Genomic DNA, 21,662 nt, shown 5'->3' on the forward strand with positions numbered 1-21,662 from the left:
GAAACTATAATTGAATGGAACCCTGGAACACCTGCACGGCCGGGCCGGTAAGCCAGATGTTTTGAAACGAATCGCCTACTTTGTCATAATCAACACTCAGGCGGCCACCCAAGGTATCAATTTCTACGCGGTTAAATCCGTTATCGTTGTGGTAACAAACCAGTGCTGCAGCCGTTACACCGGTGCCGCAGGAGTAGGTTTCATCTTCCACGCCCCGTTCGTAGGTGCGTACTTTGATGCGGTAACTATCTTCGGTTTGCTCCACAAAGTTTACGTTGATGCCTTCGGCCACAAATGGCGGGCTATTGCGGATTTCACGGCCGCGTTTGGCCACATCTTCTGCCATTACATTGCTGCTGAATTGCACGAAATGCGGCGAGCCGGTATTCAATACAAAACTGCCCGACTGCTGCTGCATACCGCTTACATCCACCATCTTCAGCGACACTGAACCATCCAGGTCCACCGACGCTTCATGCGGGCCATCCACTGCTAAAAAGCGGTACACGGTTTTGATGATGCCACGGTCGTAGGCAAACTTCACCAGGCAACGGCCGCCATTGCCGCACATGGTACTTTCGCCGCCATCGGCATTGTAATATTTCATTTCAAAATCGTATTCCGCATGTGCATTCAGCATCATCAAGCCATCGGCGCCCACACCAAAGCGGCGCTGGCAAATAGCCTGCACTTGTTTTTTCGACAAACTGCTGTATTCGCCGTTGCGATTGTCCAGGATCACAAAGTCGTTGCCGGTGCCCTGGTATTTGTAAAAATTAATCTGCATGTATTTAAATACTTCGAAGCATTTCCAGCGATTGTTGAATCAGGCTTTCCACAGCGGCCGCACCATCTTTCGAAAACTCCTGCCGCACCCTGTTGGCCACAACGGCATTGAGCGAAAGACAATGATGTCCCAGCAGCCGGCCCAGGCCATAAATGGCTGATGTTTCCATTTCAAAATTGGCAATGCGGTGGTTGCCAAACTGAAATTGAGTGAGTGATGTAATGAGTTGCGGGTTGCGTACGCCCAGGCGCAGCACACGCCCCTGCGGACCATAAAAACCGGGGCAGGTAACAGTGATGCCCTGGTGGTAGCCATGCACAAAATGCTTGAGCAGCGAAGGGCTTGCCGAGCTGATGTAAGGGTTGGTTACCTGCATGTGCAGCTGTGTATGCGTGGCAAAAGACTGCAACAGTTGCCGCTCTTCATCGTTGTGCTCCAGCCGGTAAAAATTGAGCAGGTTATCGAGGCCCAAACCATGCGTAGAAGCAACAAAACTGTCCACCGGCACATCTGCCTGCAGCGAACCGCAGGTGCCCATGCGTACAATATTCAGCGCTGTAAGCGTGGGCTTGATGGTGCGGGATTCAAAATCAATATTCACCAGCGCATCCAGTTCGTTTACCACGATGTCGATATTATCAGGTCCGATGCCAGTAGAAATTACGGACAGGCGTTTGCCACCGATGGTGCCGGTATGGGTAATAAATTCGCGGTGCTCTGCCTTGTATTCGATGTGGTCGAAATATTTGGACACAACGGCCACACGGCCGGGATCGCCTACGGTAATGACGGTATCGGCCAGTTCTTCGGGCCGCAAATCGAGATGATACACGGCACCCCGTGCATTGATGATTAATTCTGATTCGGCAATACGCTGCATGAATGCGGAAATTAGGTACAAAAAATTAGAGGCGATTTTGGTTTGCAAAATTATCTATATTTGCAACCCGCTCAAAAACGAGAAATCGTACAAGCGAAAGGGTACCATGGCCGAGTGGCTAGGCAGAGGTCTGCAAAACCTCGTACAGCAGTTCGAATCTGCTTGGTACCTCACCAAAAAAGCTGTCCCGCGACAGCTTTTTTATTTTTTAAACAAAGGCATAAAATAAATCCATGCCGCTAACCAAACAGGAACAGGATTTTTTGGAGTATTGGGAAGCCAATCGCAACAACAAAAAAAAGTTTTTGCGACAGTTCAGCATCGGCCTGCCATTGGGCGTGCTGATGGTAGTGGCTATTGTTATCAACCTTTTTTCGGGTTGGAATAAAAAAGCGGAGATGGTGGCGCGGGGTAATGCGTCATTTATGTACACCGTTGTTATTGCCGTGGTGGCCATTTCTGTGTTCATCACCGTTTTTTCGAGCCGGCATAAATGGGAGCAAAACGAACAACGCTACCAGGAATTAAAGCAAAAAGAAAAAGCTGCCGGTGCAGCGCATTCCTAAAAAGAAGCGTCTTAACCTTTCAAATAATCCTTGATGAAGAAAACATTGCTGACCCTTGCCATTGCTGCAACACTTGCAGGGTGCCTGAAGAACGAAGAACCCCAAAGAAATTGCAACTACGATGAGTGTGCGCTGAAAGCACCTGCGGCCGAAATCCAGGCTGTAAAAGAATACCTGACGACCAACAACATCACCAACTATGTAGAGCACTGCAGCGGCCTGATGTATGTAATTGATTCGGTAGGCACCGGCGCCACACCGGGTGTATGTTCCGGCGTTTCCATTCGCTATAAAGGCATGCTCACCAACGGTACCGTGTTTGATAAAAGCGAAACTTCGACTCCTTACTGGGAACTGAGTAACCTGATCCGCGGCTGGGTAAATGGCCTGCCCAAGATCAAGCAGGGTGGCGGCATGAAGCTCTATATTCCGCCAACACTTGGGTACGGTGCTGCGCCACAAACCGATCGCAACGGCAACGTAATCATCCCGGCTAACTCCATCACTGTTTTTGAAGTGAAGCTGGACGGCGTAGTAAACTAATCAATCAATACTTTTTTGAAAGCACTATTGCTAAATAGCAATGGTGCTTTTTTATTTTATATAAAACGCATCACGTTCTGATCAACTGTTCAATTTATCAAGGATTAAATAAACATATCACCGTCATTCAACGCTGGTATTGTTTAAACTTTCATTTCATATTCAGCTCACTTTGAAGTATTAATTTTGGCCAAACCTGTAGCAATTGGCACACGAAGCAATTTCCGTATTTGATATGTTCAAAGTAGGCGTGGGGCCGTCATCGTCGCATACCTTGGGGCCGTGGCGTGCTGCCCTGCGCTTTTTGGAAACATTGAAAAAAGCGGACGGAACGCTTGCAGGTGTGCAACAAGTGCAGGTGTTGTTGTATGGCTCGTTGGCTAAAACGGGCAAAGGCCACGGCACTGATATAGCAGTGTTGTTGGGTTTGTGCGGCCTTGACCCGGTAACCGTGGATGTTGCTTCCATTGATGATCGAGTTGCAACAATCAACCACAAACAGACCATCGATTTAGGCGGTACCCATTCCATTCATTTTGATCCGCCACAACATCTTCAATTTCTTTTTTCTGAGTCGCTGCCGTATCATCCGAATGGACTTACTTTTTTAGCTGATTTTTCCGACGGCCGTCAAGTTGCCGCAACCTATTATTCAATTGGTGGCGGCTTTGTTGTGGAAGAAGGTGAGCAGAATGTAGCAAATCCCGTGCAATTACCTTTTCCCATTAATACCGCTGCCGACTTGCTGCACTGGTGCCGCAAAACCGGCCTTTCCATACACGAAGTTGTTTGGGAAAATGAAGGCGCCTGGCGTGGTGAAGCGCAAACAAAAAGCGGCCTGCAACAAATTTTTAAAGTGATGCAGGAGTGCACCTATCGCGGCTGTCATACCGAGGGCATTTTACCGGGCGGACTGAATGTGCAGCGCAGAGCCGCCAGCCTCAATAAGAAATTGCTGCGCGGAAAAACATACAATGATTATAACGAATGGATTGGTGCTATTCGTGCCGGCGGCAATTCGTTTCAATACATCCTCGATTGGGTGAGTTGTTTTGCACTGGCCGTTAATGAAGAAAACGCATCGTTTGGCCGCGTGGTAACAGCGCCCACTAATGGTGCTGCCGGAGTTATTCCAGCGGTGTTGCATTATTACATCGCATTCATGGATGGCGCTACGGAAGAAAAGGCGCTGCAGTTTTTACTGACCGCATCGGAGATCGGTTCCATTTTTAAAAAAGGTGCGACAATTTCTGCAGCCATGGGCGGATGCCAGGCAGAAATCGGTGTTTCTTCTGCAATGGCTGCGGCAGCATTGACCGAAGTAATGGGCGGCACGCAACGCCAGGCAATGATGGCAGCCGAAATTGCTATGGAACACCACCTGGGCATGACTTGCGACCCGATTGGCGGACTGGTGCAAGTGCCCTGCATTGAACGCAACACCATGGGTGCCATTAAGGCGATTACTGCATCGCAACTGGCACTGCAAAGCAGCCCCGATTTTGCAAAAGTTTCTCTGGATGCGGTAATCGACACCATGTGGGAAACCGCTGTGGACATGAATAGCAAATACAAGGAAACGGCCGAAGGCGGCCTTGCCGTCAACATCCCGCTCAGTTTGAGTGAGTGTTAAGTGCTCATGAAAGGTATAGGAAGTGCTTGCAGTTATCTATAATTATATTCTGGAGCTTACCCGATCGTAAGTACTATAACCTTATAACTTAAGTAGTCTTCGCTTTGTCATGCTGAGCGCAGCGAAGCATATGACCCCACATACAACAAACACAATTGTAAATTAAAAATCATCCCGCAAGCTGATCACAGCACGAGCAAAAGCCCTACACAAATTGTGCAGCAATAATATGCCCGCCTTTCTGCACTAAATCTGTCTTTGCCTTTTCAAAACCCGTTGCATCAATTGGCCGCGTAGCATCCACAATAATCGTAGTGTTGAATCCTTCACGCAATGCATCAATTGCCGTAAAATACACACAGTAATCAGCCGCTAACCCACACACAAAAACGTCCTTGATACCTTTTTCCTTTAAATACCCCGAAAGACCTGTAGCCTTGCGGTGGCCATTGTCGTAAAACCCGCTGTAGGAATCAATCTGCGGGTCCATGCCTTTTCTAAAAATAGCCTCAATCAGTGCCGTATTTAATTCTTTAGCCAATTGGGCACCGGCGGTTTCCTGCACACAGTGGTCCGGCCAAAGCATTTGCTGTAAGCCGTTCAAATCAGTCATTTCAAAAACTTTTGCGCCGGCATGACTGGAGGCAAAACTGCCATGACGTGGTGGGTGCCAATCCTGCGTGGCTACCACCAGGTCGAACTGCGGCATCAAGAAATTGATCAGAGGAATTACTTCGTCACCGCCCGGTACGGCCAGCGCACCGCCCGGCAAAAAATCGGGTTGAATATCTACAACAATTAAGGCCCGCATGTACTTTTTTTACAAAGGAATGGCGAAATAGGGTGCCAACAAAAATGCCCGGTATCGCCGGGCATTTTTGTTTTATGCATAAGTGCGGCCACCGGCCAACTTTTCGGCAATGGCCCGCTCCACGGTATCGGGGATGGTGCCGGCATCATCGTCGATGGCGGCAAACCTGCCTAATGAAGTATCGTACGCCATTATATGCTCGTCGCTGCCGTTGTACGTTACGCGAAACCTTGTTTCCTCATTGAACGTAAACGGCTCTGCGGTGATTTGGTAAGGAACTTTGTCTACCAATAATTCAAAACGTTGTTCTGCCATAGTGTTCGTTTTTTCAATTCTGGCTACAAAAAGGGGTCCAAAATAAAATGGCAATTGTAAACCATTAACAGTTGGTAAGCAGTAGATGAAAATTTTGGATCAACTGGTATCGGTCCTTCGAAAGAAATTCTATTACTAGTTGATTTGCGCAAACTGACTTATTTGGTTTTTGATATGCGGCCACCTGTCTTGTAGCAAGTATTATAGATGTCATATTACATTTATGTAAACTAAAATGCATAAACAACTAAGTCAGGCAATGGTTGGCACAATTCAGCAATGGGTACAAACTCAACCGTATATCAGCCATGAATTTTCCCATGTCCAAATAAGCCGAGACATGCATTTCCAAAAGAGTATTGGCCGACTAAATAAAGCCGTTCATCATCGATAAAAGGTATTTATAACATAATTTAAAAACCCCGTTACCCCGGCATTACGGATTTCTGCTACATTTGTTGCGCGAATGAACTTGAAACGGAAAACCATAAAATTGGTACACCATAGCTGGTTGTGGATGAAGGAGCGAAAGTCGCTTCCCGTTTTTATTTCTTTGCTGCTGGTTGCAGCACTTGCTATTCACCAGGCTGATAGAAAAAGCCAAAAGGCCGGTGGCCATTTCCAAAGTTCGGCATTAACGCTGAACGACAACGGCTCTCCATTTTTCAACATCGACCCGCTTGATCCGCTGTCAGAAGATTCCAACGATTCGGACGAGCCGGACGATCAGAACACCCAACAAGGGTTAGACGAGACCGAAGATGGTCCTGATGATTTTTGGAAAACCTGTCATCGGGCATTCCTCGCTTTAAGCGACTACTCCGAAGAATCCAAACCTTCTGTAGTTACGCATTCGGTACAGCATTTAGAAACGCTTCCGCTTTTTATCCTGCACTGCTCCTGGAAGAGTTTTCTTTTCTGATTTTTTGATGCAACAACTGCTTAATCAAGCCTTAATGCACACCTGCATTTAAGCAGCCATTCATGTACCTACTAGTCTATTCGCTTTAGGAACCAAAAGTCATTTCTGTTCCATACCCGTCTTCAAAAAATCACGAACATTTTATGGGAAAGTCGTTCTCCATCATTTGCCTAGCGGCATTTGCTATGGCCAGCTGCAAGCAAGCCGAACATCACAAAGAAGAAGCCACAAAATTTATTGTCACCAGCCCACAACAAAAGGATACAGTCATTTACCAGGAATATGTATCGCAGATCCGCTCCATTCAACACATCGAACTGCGCACACTGGAAAAAGGGTACCTGCAAAAAATATATGTGGACGAAGGGCAGGCAGTAAAGAAAGGCCAGCTGCTTTTCCAGATTATGCCCGTAGTGTACCAGGCCGAAGCACAGAAAGCGCAGGCCGAACTGACAACGGCCGCAGTAGAATATCAAAACACCAAGCTGCTCGCCGACAGCAATATTGTTTCGAAAAACGAATTGGCTTTAGGAAGGGCAAGGCTGGAAAGAGCAAGAGCTGAACTGAATTTGTCAAAAGCGCACTTAAGCTTTACCCAAATCAGGGCACCATTCGATGGCATCATCGGCAAGTTTAATGATGTGCGCCTTGGAAGTTTGTTGGATGAAGGCGAACTGCTCACCACTTTGTCGGACAACAATAAAGTGTGGGTGTACTTCAATGTGCAGGAAACGGAATATCTCAACTTCGCCACCCAGCAAACGGCCAACAAGCCGGTGAATGTAAAGCTGCAGATGGCCAACAATGCGCTGTTTGATAAGGAAGGCGTTATTGAAACCATTGAAGCCGATTTCAATAACGAAACGGGCAACATTGCATTCCGCGCCACTTTCGCCAACCCCAACCGCATCCTGCGCCACGGCGAAACTGGCAACATCCTGATGCCTACTGCATTGAAAGATGCCCTGTTGATTCCGCAAAAAGCCACGTTTGAAATCCTCGATAGAAAATATGTGTATGTGGTGAACAAGGACAATAGAGTTGTTGCCCGGGAAATCACCATTCAACAGGAACTGCCCCACATTTACGTGGTAACGGAAGGATTAAGACCAACTGATAAAATACTGGTGGAGGGCATTCGTAAAGTGAAGAACGGTGACCAAATTCACTACGAAGAGCAGCCGTTCAACGCCATCATCGAAGAGATGCAAGACCTGAAAGCAGAGTAATTACAAGAACCAAAAACCAAAAGCATGTTTAGCAAATTTATACAGCGCCCGGTTCTTGCCATTTCTGTTTCGCTGGCCATCGTATTTCTCGGAATATTGGCCATCACCACAAGACCGGTCTCTCAATTCCCCGACATTGCCCCACCGCGGGTCAATATATTTATTGCCTATCCTGGTGCCAGCGCAAACGTATTGGTCGAATCAACTTTAATTCCGCTCGAACGCGCCATCAATGGCGTGCAGGGAATGCTATACCTCACATCAGATGCAACCAGCGCGGGTGAAGCAACCATCCAGATTGTTTTTGAACCCGGCACCGACCCCAGCGCCGCCGTAGTGAATGTAAAAACGCGGGTGGATGCGATCATGAACAACCTGCCGCCGCTGGTGCAGCGTGAAGGTGTTGTGATCACGCCCATTCAGCCAAGTATGCTGATGTACGTGAACTTGTACAGCACCGCGAAAAAAGTGGACGAAAAGTTTCTGTACAACTACGCCAGCGTGCACATTATTCCGGAGCTGCAACGTATTGGCGGGATGGGGCGTGCACAAATATTGGGCAGCCGCACATTTGCCATGCGTATCTGGCTCAAGCCCGACCGGATGAGGGCTTACAACGTGTCGACCGAAGAAGTGATGAAAGCCATGGACGAACAAAGCATCATCGGCCGGCCGGGAAGGTTGGGCCAAGCTTCGGGAAAAACAGCGCAGTCGCTGGAGTTTACATTGACCTACAAGGGCAGATTCAATAAGCCCGAAGAGTACGAAAACATCATTATCAGGGCCAATCCCGATGGTGAATTATTGCGGCTGAAAGATGTGGCGAACGTAGAATTGGGCAGCGAATTTTTTGACATTTATTCCAACAAAGACGGCCACCCGTCTGCGTCGATTGTTTTAAAACAAAACAGCGGCACCAACGCCAGCACGGTCATTGAAAAAACAAAGGAAAAACTGGAAGAACTAAAGAAGGATTTTCCGGCCGGCATGAGTTACGAGATCAATTACGACGTTTCGAAATTTGTTGATGCGTCCATTGAAAAAGTTATGCATACGCTGATCGAAGCTTTTATTCTTGTAGCCCTGGTTGTTTTCATTTTCTTGGGCGATTGGCGCTCAACACTGATACCGATCATAGCAGTGCCCGTGTCGCTGGTTGGTGCGTTTATGTTCATGCAATTGTTTGGGCTGACCATCAACCTCATTACACTATTTGCGCTGGTATTGGCTATTGGCGTGGTAGTAGATGATGCCATTGTGGTGGTGGAAGCCGTACACGCCAAGATGGAGGAAGAGCATTTAAGCCCGATCAATGCGGTTAAAAAGGTGTTGAGTGAAATCAGCGGCGCTGTCATTGCGATTACGTTGGTAATGACGGCGGTTTTTGTTCCCATTGCATTTATGACGGGTCCTGTGGGAGTGTTCTATCGGCAATTTTCCATCACCATGGCCAGCGCAATCATTCTTTCAGGTGTAGTGGCACTGACGTTAACGCCGGTACTCTGCGCCATGATCTTAAAAAACAATCATGGAAAACGCAAAAAGCGAACACCGGTGCGCATTTTCATTGATTGGTTCAACCAAAATTTTGAGCGGCTTACGGGCAGATACACAAACCTGTTGGAGCGCATCGCTAATCGGCGGTTGATCACAGTGGGCTTGCTGCTGATGTTTGGCTTTGGCATTTTCGAGATCAACCAAACGTTGCCTTCGGGCTTTATCCCGAACGAAGACCAGGGACAGATCTATGCCATTGTGCAAACACCCCCGGGCAGTACGCTGGAACGGACCAACGAAATTTCGAGGCAGCTGCAAGACATTGCCGAAGAGATCGACGACATCCAGTCCGTTACATCACTTGCAGGTTATGAAATATTGACAGAAGGTCGCGGATCGAATGCCGGTACCTGTTTGATCAATCTGAAAGATTGGGAGCATCGAAAACATTCGGTAAAAGAGATCGTAGAAGAACTGGAAGAAAAATCAAAAGACCTTGGTGCCGTGGTTGAATTTTTTGAGCCACCTGCAGTTCTTGGTTATGGTTCTTCGGATGGATTTTCGTTGCGCATGCTGGATAAAAATAGCACCGTAGACTACCAGGAGTTTGACAAGATCAACACGGAGTTTATGGAGGCGCTGAAAAAACGCAAAGAGTTGTCCGGGCTGTTTACTTTCTACGCGGCAAATTACCCGCAGTACGAGATCGTGATCGACAATGAAAAAGCGATGCAGAAAGGCGTGTCGATTGGTGCTGCCATGGAAAACCTGAACATTCTTATTGGTAGTACCTACGAGCAGGGCTTCACCCGTTTCAATACGTTTTACAAAGTATATACGCAGTCCGGACCAGAGTACCGCAAGCTGCCTTCAGATGTGTTGAACCTGTATGTAAAAAACAACCGGGAAGAAATGGTGCCTTATTCCACTTTTGCAACGCTGCGCAAAACACAGGGGCCGAACGAAATTACCCGGTACAATTTGTACACCTCATCTTCCATCCGTGGCTTGCCCGCCGCTGGTTACACTACAGGTGACGCTATTGCTGCGATTAAAGAAGTGGCGGAAAAAACACTGCCTAATGGATATGGCATTGCCTGGGAAGGCTTGTCGTACGACGAAGCCGGAAGGGGCAATGAAGCCATTTATATTTTCCTGGTCGTGTTGATTTTTGTATACCTCGTGTTGGCTTCGCAATACGAAAGTTTCCTGCTGCCCATGGTGGTGGTGCTGTCGTTGCCTGCGGGCATTTTTGGCGCCTACTTATTACTGAAAATAATGGGGCTGGCCAACGATATCTATGCGCAAATCGGCATGATCATGCTGGTTGGTTTGCTGGGTAAAAATGCGGTACTGATCGTTGAGTTTGCCGTGCAAATGCACAACAAAGGCGCAACTGTGTTACAAGCTGCGATTGAAGGTGGAAAGACACGTTTCCGCCCCATCCTGATGACATCGTTTGCGTTCATCGCGGGATTGGTGCCGCTGGTGCGGGCCACCGGAGCAGGTGCTGTGGGCAACAAAACCATTGGTGCTTCAGCACTGGGCGGTATGTTGCTGGGCACGTTGTTCGGCGTCATCATCGTGCCGGGGTTGTACTACATTTTTGGCACCTGGGCCGAAGGGCGGCAACTGATCCAGGGCGAAGATGAAAACCCGCTCACCGAAGATTTTGTTGAACGCGGATCGGAAGCCTCATGGCTGAAAAAAATGCAGCGAATGGGCTTGCTCATGAAAGTAGCAAAACGTAAAAGAATGAACAATGCAAACTAAATCGTTATATAAATTACTCGGGCTTGTAGCAAGCATGCTCTTGCTATGGGGATGTGCACCTACCCAAAAAGCCGTTAAGGTGGAGAACACCACCGTTCCGGAACAATACCTTAATTCAGTTGATACCGTTTCGGTTGCTGACATCGATTGGCGCACCTACTTTGCGGATGATTATTTAAGTGCACTGATTGATACTGCGCTGAAAAATAACCAGGAGCTCAACATTCTGTTACAGGAAATTGAGATTGGCAAAGCCGAAGTAAAAGCGAGGCGGGGTGAGTACCTGCCATCTGCAAAAATTGGTGGTGCTGCCGGTGTAGAAAAAGCCGGCAAGTACACCCGGTTTGGTGCACTGGAGGAGCAATTGGAAATAAAAAAAGGTACACGTTTTCCAGAGCCCTTGCAGGATTTTTTCCTTGGTGCTACCGCCACTTGGGAAGTGGATATTTGGAAAAAGTTGCACAATGCACAGCAGTCAGCAATCATGCGGTACTTAGCCAGCAGGGAAGGCCGAAACTTTGCGGTGACCAAGCTGATCGCGGAGATCGCAGACGCATATTACGAGTTGATGGCTTTGGATAATGAAATGGAGATCGTTCAGCAAAGTGCCGATATTCAATCCAACGTTTTGAAAGCGGTGCGGCTGCAGAAAGAAGCTGCGCGGGTAACTCAATTGGCAGTGAACCGTTTTGAAGCGCAACTGCTCAAAACGCAGAACTATCAATACGAGATTCGGCAAAAAATAGTAGAAGCAGAAAACCGGATCAACTACCTGACGGCAAGATTTCCGCAGCCAGTATTGCGGTCTTCTAAATCGTTCAATGATTTAAAGATTGATTCCATCCGGGTAGGTATTCCGTCGCAACTGTTGGTGAATCGTCCGGATATACGCCAGGCCGAATACGAGCTCGCTGCTGCCAAGCTGGATGTAAAAGTTGCCCGGGCAAATTTCTACCCTTCATTGAGTATTTCGGCAAGCGTTGGCTTCCAGGCTTTCAATGCAGCTTACCTGCTCAATCCTGAATCCCTGCTCTACAATCTGGCCGGCGACCTGATGGCGCCGCTCATTAACAAAAATGCACTTAATGCGGCTTACAATACCGCTAATGCACAGCAATTGCAGGCGGTGTATAAATATGAGCAAACCATCATCAATGCCTATGTTGACGTGTTGAACCAGCTTTCCAAGATCGAGACTTCGGCAAAAAGTTACGAGACGAAACGAAGGGAAGTAGCGGCGTTGATGCAATCGATCAACATTGCCAACAACCTGTTTAATTCGGCCCGCGCCGATTACAGTGAAGTGTTGTTGACGCAACGGGAAGCGCTGGAATCGAAGATGGAACTGGTGGAGATCAAGGCAAAACAGTTGAATGCAAAAGTGAATATTTACAAGGCTTTAGGAGGCGGTTGGAAATAAGTGATGTAATTGGCTGGCTGGGTCTAGCGGCCAGCCAATTTTTTTATTTATTGAACTAGCGTTGCTTGAAAAGGTCAATGAAAAGATTGTCAATTTATCTCGAGTTTTGGCCTGTAATTTTTTGAAACTAAACATAGCATAGTAACCTTCAAACGCAGTTTTTACTCTGCTTCACGATTCACAGTTTCAATATTAAAAGCCGGAAGGCAAACACTCCAATAGCCGCATGGTTCGTCGAAAGGATTGGAGTATCGAACCCTTGTACCTTTTTGTATCAAAATACTTTGGCCCGCTTCGAGCACAATGGTTTCGCCATCGGCTTCAATTTGTTTACGGCCGCTGTTCACCAGCGTGTATTCATCAAATTCCGGTGTTTGAAATGGCTCGCCCCAATGTGGCGGTGCTACCATACGGGCTATGCTCAGTTGCGTTGTGCCGGTACTGGCCAGGCCCGCGTGTTCTTCAATTAATTTGCCATCGGTAGTCGGTACAAGGAACGGATTGTTTTGTATAAAATGGGGCATCGGTGCAGGTTTGATGTTTGAAGATAACAAGTTCGGTGGTTCACAAGTTCACATGTTCACGAGTTTCATGCCTTACCGACGCGAATAGTTTTCTCTGGATTCTAGAGTATAAAAAGTAAGGGATCAGTTAATCCAAACAGCACAACCCTGATCGTTGATGAATACACCCACCATTTCATTTACATTTTGTATTCCTAACTTGTGAACCCGTGAACAAGTGAACTTAAAAGCCATCCGATCACCATGTCGAAAAAGAAACTCGTAGTGCTTACCGGTGCCGGCATCAGTGCCGAAAGTGGATTAAAAACTTTCCGCGATTCTGATGGGTTGTGGGAAGGATACGACATCAATGAAGTAGCCACGGCAACTGCGTGGCGCCGCAACCCGGCGCTGGTGCAGGAGTTTTACAACATGCGCCGACGAAACGTATTGGAAGCATTGCCCAATGCAGCACATTGCGGATTGGCGCAACTGCAAGCCCACTTTGATGTACACATCATCACACAAAACATCGACGACCTGCACGAACGGGCCGGGTCGGAAAAAGTGTTGCACCTGCACGGCGAGATTTTAAAAATGCGCAGCGAGCATTCCGAAGACCTGGTTTACCCAATAACCGGCGATATACAAATGGGCGACAGGGCAGAAGACGGTGCACAACTGCGGCCGCACATTGTTTGGTTTGAAGAGGCGGTGCCGATGATTGAACCGGCTGCGCAATTGGTTCGTGCTGCCGACATATTTGTGGTTGTAGGCACTTCACTGGTAGTATATCCTGCCGCAGGACTTATCGATTATGCGCCAGCGCACATCCCGAAATTTATCGTCGATAAAAGCATTCCGTATGTTGCCCGTATGCCGCACCTAACCAGCATCGAAGCACCAGCAACTTCTGGTGTAGCAGAGCTATCAAAACGGCTTGCTGCGTTGGTTTAATAAAGGCAATAAATTTTTTGACAACTGCTTTTGCTTAAAGCAACTGTTCTGACTCTTTAAATAATATGCCTTCTTGTTCCAGTAGTGAAAGCACCGGTTCATATATTTCTGGAACTACAGGAATATGCAAACCAGTTAAAGGCAACTTACCTTCAAGAATTAATGTTGCAGCAATGCCTAGTGGCAGGCCAACGGTTGCAGCCATTGCTGTATGTGCATCGTTTTTCCCTTCAAGGTAGAGGGCGCTGGTGATTTTGTGTTGCTGGCCTTCCAGCTCATAATCTATTTCGTGTTGCATCACCACCAGGTCTCGGTCGCCCGGTTGCAGCGCCAGTTTTTGTTCCAGCACCAATTGCAGCACGTCCGCTGCACTGCAGCGTCCTTTATTGATCAGCGTTTTCCCGTCTTTAATGCCCAGCCACGAAAGCTGGTCGAGCAGCAAGCCGGAACGATACAATACCTGCTGCACTCTTTCAGCAATGGCCGTTGCGTCTTCTTGTATTTCGTTGCTGCTAAATGTTCCTTCTTCCAAAATTTTATCCTGCGCCGCCAGGTGGTGCACCAGTTTTGTTTGCAGCCATTGATCAAAATGCACCCGCTGAAAATGTTGCTGGAAAAATTGCTGCAGGCTCATGCCGTCGGTATCGTACATCGTTTCGGTATCGGTCAAGCCCAGTTCAATGAGGTGTTTCCAGCCAAATATGAAATCGGGGTGGCGCAGGGTGGTGCGGATGAACGTAGCACATTGCTCCATACCGTAAATAGGTATATAACGAAGCGAATCGCGGTTGGGATACCAGCAATAATTATTGCCTTCAATTTTCACCGGCCGTTCTTCTGCAAACAATTGTTCGTAGGGCCATTGTACCGTCTGGCCGTCCTTGCGAAAAATGGCGCCATCTTTCCCGGCCATCACCACGTTGCGTGGGTTCCAACTGATCTTATAGTGCCACGGGTTGTCGTCGCTTTGTGGTGCCACCAGCCCCCCGCAGTGCGAATAAAAAGAAGTAACCCTGCCGCCCTCTGCCGCAATGTTATCCAGCAGCTTTTTGGCGCTCATATGATCAATGCCGGGATCAAGTCCCATTTCGCATAAAAACAGCAACCCCTTAGCTTCAACTTGCGGCCGCAATTCCTCGATGCCCGCATCGATGTATGAAGCCGTGAGCAGGTTTTTGCCAGCCGCCACACAATCTTTTGCTACTAGTAAATGAAGGGAAGGAGGCAACAGGGAAATAACCAGATCAGCTTCGGCAATGGCAGCCATCCGGTCTAGGGGAGTGGTCACATCAAATGCCTGTGCATGGCCGCGAACATGGTTGCCTAATTTTTGCGCAGCCAATTCTTTATTGGCATCTACTACGGTCAATTGCCAGCCGTGTTGTTCGCATTGTTGCAGAAGATATTGAATCAGTACCGTGGCTGATTTGCCTGCGCCAAAAAGAAGGATATTTTTCATGCTGAAGAATCTGCCCCGAATATAAGCAAACGGGGATTGGGCAGATGCAATGGAGTGAAGAGGCAGCGACTTGCATTAGCTGTTTACACCAACGAATGAAAGTAAATGTTACAGTAACCGAGAAGAAGAATGATCACAACATTTCCGATTGGCGACCACTTTTTTTGATACAGTAAAACGTTTTTATAAACTATATAGCTGCGTTACATGTTTCCGCGAACGCACCTCGTGAATGCGGTAAGCTACTTTTATTCCAGGAGTACCTTCGGGAATGGTAATCACCCGTTCCTGGTGGGGGCCCACCGGCGGCGTGGTATACAATTCGGTTTGCAGCAACTTGCCCTTTTTACCCAAAAAATCAACAGCCACCACCACTTTGTCCAGCGTGCTGGGTGTTCCGTTCACCACTTTAAGTTTCAGGTTGTGCAAGCCTTTTTTCACCGATGACTGGTATTTCGATGCGGTTACCTGGATGCGGGCATCAGTCTTTGCTTTTTTCTTTTTCTCCGGCGCCGCCACCTTGGTTACGCTGGTATCCATTGCCGAAACCATTTCGCGGGTCAACGCATTCTGATATTCGGTTTTGACGGCATCCTGCGGGGCGGGACCTGCACCGCCTCGCCAGCTCTGTGTTTTGATGTAGCCGGCCGGGTAATATTCTGCAAACTGAACGCCTTCCACTAAAATGCGCAACATACCGATGGATGCAAAGATTGTTGCGATGAGTACTGCAATGGGTAGTAGTTGCCAGATTGTTTTCCCCCATTTTTTAGTCGCAGGAGCATGGGCGTATGCGGGGCGGGGCTGGGGGAGTTGGGTGTACACATTGCCCGATGGGGCAAAAAGAAAGGAAACAGCATGTGCCGCTTTGATTCGGCTTTTCCGGGGTAGCGCCACATAAACCAGTGGCGGCGGCTTTTCCGGTGCAGCAGTTGGCGCCGCTGGCGTTCTGTTTACTTTTTTGGAAAATAGGTCGTTCAACAGTTTGAGGCCCTTTTGGTGCCAAACAATTCCCACGCTGTTCATAACACCTCCCTTTTATTGCTACACTTATAAATAGAAAATACTATGCCTATGCAGAAAACGATCAGGAACAGATGTAAAAAAATCTTAACAACTACTTGGGCCAAAGGGTGGCCAAATGTGGGTAAATGCACCGCAGCCCGTCAGGTTTTTAGGCCTAAAAAGGGTACATTTGCAAGCTTAAATTCCGCTTTTTTCTAAGCACCAATAACGCATGGAAGAAAATCTTCAACCGCAAGAAACACAAGATAATAACCGCATTATACCGGTAAACATTGAGGAGCAGATGAAAACGGCTTATATCGACTATTCGATGTCGGTAATTGTAGGCCGTGCACTGCCCGATGTTCGCGATGGTTTCAAGCCCGTTCACCGGCGCATTTTACATGCCATGAATGAGCTGGGTATGTACCATGGAAAACCCCATAAAAAATCCGCCCGTATCGTGGGTGAGGTTTTGGGTAAATACCACCCCCATGGCGACAGTTCTGTGTACGATGCGATGGTGCGTATGGCCCAGGACTGGAGCATGCGCTACACCATCATTGATGGGCAGGGTAACTTTGGGAACCAGGACGGCGACGGCCCGGCTGCCATGCGTTACACCGAAGCCCGTATGGAGCGCATTACCGAGTACATGTTGCAGGACATCGACAAGGAAACGGTCGATTTCCAGTTCAACTTTGATGATTCGCTGGAAGAGCCTACTGTACTGCCCACCCGCATCCCTCAGTTGCTCATCAATGGCTCCAGCGGTATTGCCGTAGGTATGGCCACCAACATGATGCCGCACAACCTGAGCGAAGTGATTGATGGCTGCCTGGCTTATATCGACAAACGCGACATCACCATCGATGAGTTGATGCAGTATGTAAAAGCGCCTGATTTCCCAACCGGTGGCATCATCTACGGTATGGAAGGCGTGAAGGCCGGTTTTACATTTGGCCGAGGCCGGGTAGTGCTGCGCGGCAAGATGCATGTGGACACCAAGCCCAGCGGCCGCGAACAGATCATTGTTACGGAAGTGCCCTACCAGGTAAACCGCGATGCCCTTTGCGACCGCATTGGCCAGCTGGTTACCGACAAGACGATTGAAGGCATTGCCCACATCAACAACGAATCGAACAAAAAGGAAGGCACCCGCATTGTAATGGACCTAAAAAGGGACGCCGTTGCCAATGTGGTGATCAACCAGTTGTATAAATACACTGAGCTGCAAACCAGCTACGGCATCAACAACGTAGCCCTATCAAAAGGCCGCCCCAAGATCCTGAACCTCCGCGACCTTATTTCGGAGTTTGTGGAGTTCCGCCACGAAGTGGTGGTGCGCCGCGCTAAATATGAGCTGCGCGAAGCACAGAAAAAAGCGCACATCCTCCAGGGCTACCTCATTGCCCTTGATCACCTCGACGAGGTGATTGCATTGATTCGCGCTTCTGCAACGCCTGATGTGGCCCGCGAAGCCCTTGTGAATGCGGGCTGGGGACTGGACGAGATTCAGGCAAAAGCCATTCTTGAATTGCGCCTCCAGCGCCTGACCGGTATGGAACGCGACAAGATCAAAGCCGAGTATGATGAGTTAATGAAACTCATTGCGCACCTGGAAGAATTGTTGTCGAACGAAGGGATGCGCTACGACCTGATCAAGACCGAACTGCAGGAAGTAAAAGATAAATTTGGCGATGCCCGCAAAACCGAGATCTCTTACCTCGACAACGAAGTAAGCATCAAGGACCTGATCAAAGAAGAAGATGTGGTGATCACCATTTCACATCTTGGTTATATTAAACGCACCTCCGCAACCGAGTTCCGTTCGCAGAAACGCGGCGGCCGCGGTGCCCGTGGCAGCAGCACCCGCGAAGAGGATTACATTGAACACCTGTTTGTTGCGTCCACGCACCACACCATGTTGTTCTTTACAGAAAAAGGACGTTGCTACTGGCTCAACGTTTATCAAATCCCCGAAGGTGAAAAGAACAGCAAGGGCAGGGCTATTCAAAACATGCTGCAGCTGTCGCCGGATGATAAGATCCGCGCCATCATCGACATCCCGGACATGCAGGATGCCGATTACATCAACAGCCACAACATCATCCTGTGTACCAAACGCGGGGTGATCAAAAAAACAGCGCTGGCCGATTTTAGCCGTCCGCGTACTACTGGTGTAAACGCCATTACGATTGTAGAAGGCGACCAGTTGTTGGAAGCACGCCTCACCAACGGCGACAGCGAGATCATGTTGGCCGTGGCCTCGGGCCGCGCCATCCGTTTCCCTGAAGCTAAGGTGCGCAATACCGGCCGTGGCGCCATTGGTGTAGGTGGTATTGAAGTGGATAATGAGCAGGATGAAGTAATTGGTATGATTTGTGTTAACCCGAGCACGCCTGACCGCACCGTTCTGGTTGTTAGCGAAAAAGGATACGGCAAAAGAACACAGGTTGAAGAGTACCGCATCACCAACCGTGGTGGCAAAGGTGTTAAGACCATTTCTGTTACGGAAAAGACCGGGAAGCTGGTTGGCCTGCTGGATGTGGCGCAGTCGGAAGACCTGATCATAACCTGCAAAAGCGGTGTAACCATCCGGATGAAAGTGGCCGATATCAGTGAACTGGGCCGGGCAACACAAGGTGTTAAATTGATTCGCATCGATGACCAGGATGAGATTGCAGCGATCACGAAAATAGACGTGGATGAAGACGAAGCTGCAGAAGTGCTGGCGGAAGGAGCGGAGCCTGTTTCTACCCCCGACGCAACCGATGGCGCCGAAAATGCATCTGAAGGAGAAGAAGTTCAATCATAACCATTAATTCAAAAAAAAGAACAATGCGTAAGCTTATTTTATCCGCATTATTGCTTGCCAGTGGATCCGGCTTATTTGCCCAGAAACTTTCCGACGTAGAGAAAAAACTCGCCGACGGAAAATACACCGAGGCAAAAGATGGCATCGACAAACTGCTGGCCGATCCCAAGAATCAGAACAACGCCAATGCCTGGTATCGCAAAGGGCAGATTTATATGCAGTTGGCGATGGACAGCACTAAGTTGGACGAATCGCTGACCAACCGCTCCGAAGCCATGACCGCTTTCAAGCGTTATTACGAAATGGATGCGAAAAACGTGATGGGTACGCTGGAGCAAAACGTTCGCCCGTTCCAGGTGTATGAAAGCGCATACAACGCGGCACTGTCTGATTACAACGCACAGAACTTTGCACGTTCGTTTCAGAACTTCAAACAGGCGCTGGATGCAGAAGAATACATCAAGGCTAAAAACCTGACCTACGGTGGCATTACATTCCCTGCGCTGGACACCAACCTGTACCTGAACGTAGCAGCAACTGCGTTGAAAGCTAAAATGGAAGATTCGGCAATGGTGTACTACACCAAGCTGGCCGATGCCAAGCTGAACGCAGATAACTACATCGAGATTTACCAAACGCTTGTGGACTATTACGACCGTAAAGGCGATGCTGCGAACCGCGATAAATACCTGGCACTGGGTAAAGAATTGTATCCTAAAAATGACTATTGGTTTGAAGCCCAGCTGAGCCCGCTCCGCGAAGACAAGCCAAAGCTGTTTGCTAAATACAAAGAGCTGGCAACCGCCAACCCCGAGAGCTACTACCTGAACTTCAACTATGCAGTTGAATTGTTCAACTACGCTTTTGCAAATGACAACAAGCCTGCGGATTTCGCTACTTACGAAGGCCAGGTAGAACCTGCCATCAAAGCTGCGATCAAAGCACAAAATTCGGCCGATGCCAACTACCTGATGGTACGTTACATGACCGAGAAAATCTACCGCACTGAAGATGCGATGCGTGCCATCAAAGGAACAACGCCTGCCGATGCCAACAAACGCAAAGCACACGCTGCAGAAATTAAGCAAATGTGGGCTGCCATGACTCCTTACGCCGAAACTGCCTTTACTGCTTATGAAGGCAAAAAGGACCTGAAGGGTTATGAAAAAGGCAACTTCAAAAACGTTTCCAACGTGCTGATCGATTACTACAGCATGCAGAAAGACGAAGCCAAGGTAAAGCAATACCAGGACCGTCTGAAAGCTGCGGGCATGTAAGCTAGTTGTGATAAAAAATAAGAAAGGCTTCCCCTCGGGAAGCCTTTCTTATTTTATTAATAACCGTCGGGCACGGTTGGATGTTTCAAGCCTTTGATGAATAATGTAGCCAGGCTTTTTGCGAGGTAGGGATATACACCACGGTTGTTGGTGAGCACAATGAATGTGAGGCCTTCCCTTTCAAACCGCACAAAATCGGCCAGCGCTGGGCCGCCGCTGTGCTCCACAATTTTATGTCCCTGGTAATCCTTGTTTACAATCAAACACAGCCCAAAATGACCGGGTGTGCCATCAGCCAGCGCAAGGGGAGTGCTGATTAATTGTTTGGTGTTTGCAGATACAAATGACGCTGCATCCATCACCGCTGCCAGTTTTGCCATATCCTCAATGGAGCTATAAATACCGCCGGCGGTGTAGCCTGTGGCGCCAAACCACATTTGATTGATGCGCAGCGTGCTGTCTTCTTTGAACCAATGATATTCCTGGGCCTGGCCGGGCACAATATCCAGGTCGGTAAGCGCTCCAACTTTTGGATTGTTGACAAACGTATGTTGTAATTGCAGCGGTTGCAACACCCATTTCTCAAGCGCGTCAAAATAGCGCATACCTGTAACCGTTTCAATAATATGTTGCAGCACCCAGTAATCGGAACTGACATACGCTTCTTTTGTGCCCGGGCTGTACTCCATATCCATTTTTGCTGCCAGTTCAAATGCGCCTTTACTGTCGGTAGCTTTACTAAAGTCAGCAATCTTGATACCGGATTGGTGTGCCGCCAGTTGTTGGATGGTTATGGCTTTCCATGCCTGGGGCGACTGCGGCAACAGGTTGCCCAATGTTTGTTGCGGCTGCAAAAGGCCCGCGTCAAAAAGTTTACCCAGCAGCATAGCGCAATAAATTTTAGAAACAGACGCCAGTTGAAAAGTTGTTTCCTTCGTTACCGGAACATTCAACCCAACATGCGCCTTGCCCAGCGTGCCCATGTGTAACACCTTTCCGTTTTTAATCACGGCATAAGCTAGCCCGGGAATATGCTCCTTGTGCATGATCTGTTGCAACAGCTCGTCGGCCCCTTTGTGCGGCTGTTGTGCATCAGCAATGAATTGGGAAAAAACAAGCGCCAACAGGAGCGGTGTTTTTGAGAAAATGAGGAGTAAGAAAGTTTTGGTTGCGGCCAGCATAATTTTCGTTTTAAATGGTTAATAGGGCTAAATTGAAGCAAGTAACGCAGGCTTTAAAAAAGACCTGTATGAAGCTGCCAAAATGA

General features: G+C 48.3%; 18 protein-coding genes and 1 tRNA gene. 11 read left to right on the forward strand and 8 right to left on the reverse strand.

Annotated features, from left to right (window positions below; translation table 11 throughout):
* Window positions 1-4 precede the first annotated feature (4 nt).
* Window positions 5-787 carry a diaminopimelate epimerase gene (gene dapF / locus DRJ53_RS02245; RefSeq protein ID WP_114233942.1) on the reverse strand — a complete coding sequence of 261 codons (783 nt, stop codon included), beginning with the start codon at window positions 785-787 and terminating at the stop codon, window positions 5-7.
* Between the two features lie 4 nt (window positions 788-791).
* The gene (locus DRJ53_RS02250) at window positions 792-1,667 is read right to left on the reverse strand and encodes a nucleoside phosphorylase (RefSeq protein WP_114234422.1); all 876 of its coding nucleotides are present in this window, start codon (window positions 1,665-1,667) and stop codon (window positions 792-794) included.
* 100 nt (window positions 1,668-1,767) lie between these two features.
* On the opposite strand from DRJ53_RS02250, the gene DRJ53_RS02255 reads away from it, so the two are divergent.
* The 4 genes from DRJ53_RS02255 (at window position 1,768) to DRJ53_RS02270 (ending at window position 4,409) form a co-directional block, all read left to right on the forward strand.
* A tRNA-Cys gene (locus DRJ53_RS02255) sits at window positions 1,768-1,838 on the forward strand.
* A 62-nt stretch (window positions 1,839-1,900) separates the two neighbouring features.
* Complete coding sequence (locus tag DRJ53_RS02260) at window positions 1,901-2,233, forward strand: hypothetical protein (protein ID WP_114233943.1); 333 nt, start codon at window positions 1,901-1,903, stop codon at window positions 2,231-2,233.
* A 33-nt stretch (window positions 2,234-2,266) separates the two neighbouring features.
* Window positions 2,267-2,776, forward strand: a complete 510-nt coding sequence (locus DRJ53_RS02265) for an FKBP-type peptidyl-prolyl cis-trans isomerase (RefSeq protein ID WP_114233944.1) — start codon at window positions 2,267-2,269, stop codon at window positions 2,774-2,776.
* Between the two features lie 205 nt (window positions 2,777-2,981).
* Window positions 2,982-4,409, forward strand: a complete 1,428-nt coding sequence (locus DRJ53_RS02270) for an L-serine ammonia-lyase (protein ID WP_114233945.1) — start codon at window positions 2,982-2,984, stop codon at window positions 4,407-4,409.
* Window positions 4,410-4,614: 205 nt separating this feature from the next.
* On the opposite strand, the gene pncA is transcribed toward DRJ53_RS02270, so the two are convergent.
* Complete coding sequence (gene pncA / locus DRJ53_RS02275; RefSeq protein ID WP_114233946.1) at window positions 4,615-5,220, reverse strand: bifunctional nicotinamidase/pyrazinamidase; 606 nt, start codon at window positions 5,218-5,220, stop codon at window positions 4,615-4,617.
* 72 nt (window positions 5,221-5,292) lie between these two features.
* Complete coding sequence (locus DRJ53_RS02280) at window positions 5,293-5,535, reverse strand: hypothetical protein (RefSeq protein WP_114234423.1); 243 nt, start codon at window positions 5,533-5,535, stop codon at window positions 5,293-5,295.
* Window positions 5,536-6,001: 466 nt separating this feature from the next.
* Here DRJ53_RS02280 and DRJ53_RS02285 point away from each other — a divergent pair, with 466 nt between their 5' ends.
* From DRJ53_RS02285 to DRJ53_RS02300, 4 genes are all read left to right on the forward strand, one after another.
* A complete protein-coding gene (locus DRJ53_RS02285) occupies window positions 6,002-6,457 on the forward strand; it encodes a hypothetical protein (protein ID WP_114233947.1) in 456 nt (151 codons plus the stop codon).
* Between the two features lie 143 nt (window positions 6,458-6,600).
* Window positions 6,601-7,686 carry an efflux RND transporter periplasmic adaptor subunit gene (locus DRJ53_RS02290; RefSeq protein ID WP_114233948.1) on the forward strand — a complete coding sequence of 362 codons (1,086 nt, stop codon included), beginning with the start codon at window positions 6,601-6,603 and terminating at the stop codon, window positions 7,684-7,686.
* 24 nt (window positions 7,687-7,710) lie between these two features.
* Window positions 7,711-10,956 (forward strand): efflux RND transporter permease subunit, encoded by a 3,246-nt coding sequence (locus DRJ53_RS02295; protein WP_114233949.1) that lies wholly within the window; start codon window positions 7,711-7,713, stop codon window positions 10,954-10,956.
* A complete protein-coding gene (locus DRJ53_RS02300) occupies window positions 10,946-12,376 on the forward strand; it encodes a TolC family protein (protein ID WP_114233950.1) in 1,431 nt (476 codons plus the stop codon). The genes DRJ53_RS02295 and DRJ53_RS02300 overlap by 11 nt, the downstream gene beginning before the upstream one ends.
* 161 nt (window positions 12,377-12,537) lie before the next feature.
* On the opposite strand, the gene DRJ53_RS02305 is transcribed toward DRJ53_RS02300, so the two are convergent.
* Window positions 12,538-12,900, reverse strand: coding sequence for a cupin domain-containing protein (locus DRJ53_RS02305; RefSeq protein ID WP_114233951.1), 363 nt, complete (start codon window positions 12,898-12,900; stop codon window positions 12,538-12,540).
* Window positions 12,901-13,143: 243 nt separating this feature from the next.
* Between DRJ53_RS02305 and DRJ53_RS02310 the strand changes: the two genes are divergently transcribed.
* Window positions 13,144-13,836 (forward strand): SIR2 family NAD-dependent protein deacylase, encoded by a 693-nt coding sequence (locus DRJ53_RS02310; RefSeq protein WP_114233952.1) that lies wholly within the window; start codon window positions 13,144-13,146, stop codon window positions 13,834-13,836.
* A gap of 34 nt (window positions 13,837-13,870) precedes the next feature.
* Here the strand turns inward: DRJ53_RS02310 and DRJ53_RS02315 are convergent, their stop codons facing one another.
* Window positions 13,871-15,295: a saccharopine dehydrogenase C-terminal domain-containing protein gene (locus tag DRJ53_RS02315; RefSeq protein WP_114233953.1), complete on the reverse strand. Its 1,425-nt coding sequence runs from the start codon at window positions 15,293-15,295 to the stop codon at window positions 13,871-13,873.
* 183 nt (window positions 15,296-15,478) lie between these two features.
* The gene (locus DRJ53_RS02320) at window positions 15,479-16,321 is read right to left on the reverse strand and encodes a hypothetical protein (RefSeq protein ID WP_114233954.1); all 843 of its coding nucleotides are present in this window, start codon (window positions 16,319-16,321) and stop codon (window positions 15,479-15,481) included.
* A 211-nt stretch (window positions 16,322-16,532) separates the two neighbouring features.
* Between DRJ53_RS02320 and gyrA the strand changes: the two genes are divergently transcribed.
* Window positions 16,533-19,118, forward strand: a complete 2,586-nt coding sequence (gene gyrA, locus DRJ53_RS02325) for a DNA gyrase subunit A (protein WP_114233955.1) — start codon at window positions 16,533-16,535, stop codon at window positions 19,116-19,118.
* Between the two features lie 23 nt (window positions 19,119-19,141).
* Entirely contained in the window at window positions 19,142-20,395 is a 1,254-nt protein-coding gene (locus DRJ53_RS02330) for a hypothetical protein (protein ID WP_123893308.1), read from the forward strand.
* A gap of 56 nt (window positions 20,396-20,451) precedes the next feature.
* Here DRJ53_RS02330 and DRJ53_RS02335 read toward each other — a convergent pair whose 3' ends face one another.
* Window positions 20,452-21,576 carry a serine hydrolase domain-containing protein gene (locus tag DRJ53_RS02335; protein WP_114233957.1) on the reverse strand — a complete coding sequence of 375 codons (1,125 nt, stop codon included), beginning with the start codon at window positions 21,574-21,576 and terminating at the stop codon, window positions 20,452-20,454.
* Between the last annotated feature and the right edge of the window lie 86 nt (window positions 21,577-21,662).

The organism is Paracnuella aquatica (assembly GCF_003332885.2).
Taxonomy (GTDB): domain Bacteria; phylum Bacteroidota; class Bacteroidia; order Chitinophagales; family Chitinophagaceae; genus Flavisolibacter; species Flavisolibacter aquaticus.